The sequence below is a fragment of the Candidatus Symbiopectobacterium sp. 'North America' genome, from assembly GCF_015762685.1.
Classification (GTDB): domain Bacteria; phylum Pseudomonadota; class Gammaproteobacteria; order Enterobacterales; family Enterobacteriaceae; genus Symbiopectobacterium.
The window spans coordinates 1-2,582 of sequence record NZ_PEHF01000111.1 but is presented as its reverse complement, the minus strand read 5'-3'; the positions used below and the strand labels follow the sequence as shown (position 1 = coordinate 2,582).

Genomic DNA, 2,582 nt, shown 5'->3' with positions numbered 1-2,582 from the left:
GGCTGATGGCTGAAAACCCGGAAATCTCAAAAAGTGCGTGGAACTAAAACCGGTGTGCTTACATTCTGATTATATAAATTTATTTAGATTTTTATTCTTTTTGTTGGGATTTTGTCGCAATTAGATGTGATTTTGTGTTGTCAGGTTTCTTGGGGAGTAGGGGGCTAAACATTTTTTATGAAGGGAGATATGTAAAAATAATTAAAGAATTCTTATCTTATTCATTGTGATTAGATAATTTTACATGCCTGGGGTATGATCCCTGCCAGTAAGATAGATAATCTTTGACAACAATGATGTGGCTCCATATCCTGTAAAAATAGAATTTCCTCTGTTGTTTGTACCGAATTTAAATCTCCGTTTGATGGAAAAATAGAAGTAATAATTTTTATCTTGAAAAACTAGGCAAGATACTTGTCTTCTATTGCATTATATAATACTAAAAAGATGTCGTTATACAGCCTGATTAACTGCTGATAGCAATGACATTTCATTAAGAGGATTGTCATGATCTATTTTATTAATCAATTAATTATATTCGATTCATACGAACGAACATTGTCATGGCAAGCTCAAGAAGATGAGGCTGTATCGCTGAGTATTCCGGTCTCGCGATTGTTTGAGACATTGATAGCGAATCCTGGCACGTTGCTCAGTCGTGAGTTGTTGATGCGTGAGGCATTAGAAAAACATGAACTATCGCCTTCGATTAATAATCTGAACAATTATGTCTCTTTGCTGAGAAAAGTGCTTCGTGAGTTCAATCTTGATCGATACGATTGTCACGGTGCCAAAGTCAAGCATTATTTTTAATATTAGTGATGTCAATGTCATTGAAAGCAATAGAAAAGATAAAGCATTGCCGTTGCCGGAAGCGATTGAAACTGATGAACCAGCAGGTTTACCCGTCACGCCTAAGGTCCCTTTTGTCCAGCGTAAAAAAAGGCAAGGGCACTTTTTTCGGTGGGGATTAAGCATGTTTACTATTGCTGTGCTATTTCTGGCAGGTTTTAACATGATCGCAGCAAAGGAGAGTTATTTCCCCGCCAGAAGTACGTTAAAGCTGGATGGGAACGGGAAATGCGATATGTACTACCTCTATGACCGCTTGACCGCTTGACCGCTTGACCGATGAGGATGATACGCTTTCTGATAGCACCGTAGAAAATTTATGCTCTAACAATGTGCTGTTTTTTCTCTCGAAAAAGTTCGTTATTCCTGATGCTCTGGTTAAGCGGCATGAAATCATTATTACCTGTAAGCAGGATGGGAAAGAGTGTGTGACTTATGTTAATTATTAAAATTAGAAAAAAATAGCGCTTGTGTTCGGCATTCTGGCCTTTTTCTCTTTAGCATATGCAGCCTTCCTTTTTTTTGGAAACAGAATCACTAATACACTGGTTTTTTCAGGGAAAAGTAAAATCTTCTGGCGTTGAAAGAAGTTAGATGGTTCGAAAGGAGTATGATATGTATATTTATTTGAATGATAAAGAACGCGCGTTGGTGCTCATCAGTGGTGTTTATGTAGGGAGCGATAATGTTGTTAAAACACTTCGTCGAACCCTTAGTTTTGACCCACAGTGGAATGGTAATCATCTAAAAATACGTAATTTCTCTGTAGATAAACACATTAATGACAATGCACCTGATGACACCATTCCTTTGGTGGGGGAAAATGATGTTGTCAAATTTGAGATGTTGATGAAGGACGTTTACTTAATCAGTTCGGTGCATTCCAAGGTGGCCTGCCAGCAACGCTAATCTGTTTTTTGCCCGTTAAACGCGGTACGCGGTAGCAACAATATTGGCAGTGAACATGTTGGTAATGAGCGGGATGAATCGGTTGCTGCAACGTATAGAAAAGTAAAAATGATAAACTTTGTCTGTAGCAATCCAATACTAGGTCTGACAGTCTACTTGCCTCTATGAGACAAAAAGCTGTTGTTATCTCCGAGAGTAATTACTTCATTTTCAGGAGAATGTTATGGATGTTTCGCAGATTGCAGCGCTGGCTACCAGCCTCAATGATATGCAAACATGTAATGAAGCCAATACCCTCGTGTTCAAGAAAGCGTTGGATAATCAAGCTTCTGCGGCGCTCGGTTTGATTGGGTCGATTCCGCAGTTGCCTGCTAACCCGGCGATAGGTCGTAACATCAATACGACAGCATGAGGCTGTGATACGGCGAAAGTGATTCAAGTATCACTGCGGTAACCTTAAAAAAGCAGATGTCAGTCACGGCGTCTGCTTTTTTATTCCCTACACAAACCCGGTGTTCCTCCCCTAAGCATTTCCCTCATCGCTAAAAAGTCAGCTATCAGAAGTGTGAAGCCAATCATATTTTATTACGGACAAAAAATGAACCTTGAATGAGTCAGTATTTGGCCTTGATGGTGAACGTGCTAGCGTAGTTTGATGGGTATGCCAAATACACCAGGGACCATATTATGAACTCCAACTTTAAAAACGAAATACAAACGTTTGGGCGCTTCCTATTATTGCCTATCGCTGTGCTAAATAACTTTGCGTAATAGTAGATCACTTGAAGGGAACTCAGTCCGACTTGCGCGATCTGATCAAT

Annotated in this window: 4 protein-coding genes; all 4 read left to right on the top strand. The window is 39.5% G+C overall.

Going from position 1 to position 2,582, the window contains the following annotated elements; translation table 11 throughout:
- The first annotated feature begins 507 nt into the window (after positions 1-507).
- The 4 genes from CS369_RS24335 to CS369_RS22490 all read left to right on the top strand — a co-directional run bounded on the left by CS369_RS24335 (position 508) and on the right by CS369_RS22490 (position 2,173).
- Positions 508-813, top strand: coding sequence for a winged helix-turn-helix domain-containing protein (locus tag CS369_RS24335; RefSeq protein WP_244665198.1), 306 nt, complete (start codon positions 508-510; stop codon positions 811-813).
- Positions 767-1,120: a hypothetical protein gene (locus tag CS369_RS24330; protein ID WP_244665197.1), complete on the top strand. Its 354-nt coding sequence runs from the start codon at positions 767-769 to the stop codon at positions 1,118-1,120. The genes CS369_RS24335 and CS369_RS24330 overlap by 47 nt, the downstream gene beginning before the upstream one ends.
- A gap of 347 nt (positions 1,121-1,467) precedes the next feature.
- Positions 1,468-1,761: a FidL gene (locus tag CS369_RS22495; protein WP_244665196.1), complete on the top strand. Its 294-nt coding sequence runs from the start codon at positions 1,468-1,470 to the stop codon at positions 1,759-1,761.
- A gap of 223 nt (positions 1,762-1,984) precedes the next feature.
- Positions 1,985-2,173 (top strand): YjfB family protein, encoded by a 189-nt coding sequence (locus CS369_RS22490; protein WP_196908779.1) that lies wholly within the window; start codon positions 1,985-1,987, stop codon positions 2,171-2,173.
- The last annotated feature ends 409 nt before the right edge of the window (positions 2,174-2,582 follow it).

Excerpts from the sequence above, each read along its gene's own strand:
- CS369_RS24335 (WP_244665198.1), top strand. The coding sequence starts at position 508 with ATGATCTATTTTATTAATCAATTAATTATATTCGATTCATACGAACGA.
- CS369_RS22495 (WP_244665196.1), top strand. The coding sequence starts at position 1,468 with ATGTATATTTATTTGAATGATAAAGAACGCGCGTTGGTGCTCATCAGT.
- CS369_RS22490 (WP_196908779.1), top strand. The coding sequence starts at position 1,985 with ATGGATGTTTCGCAGATTGCAGCGCTGGCTACCAGCCTCAATGATATG.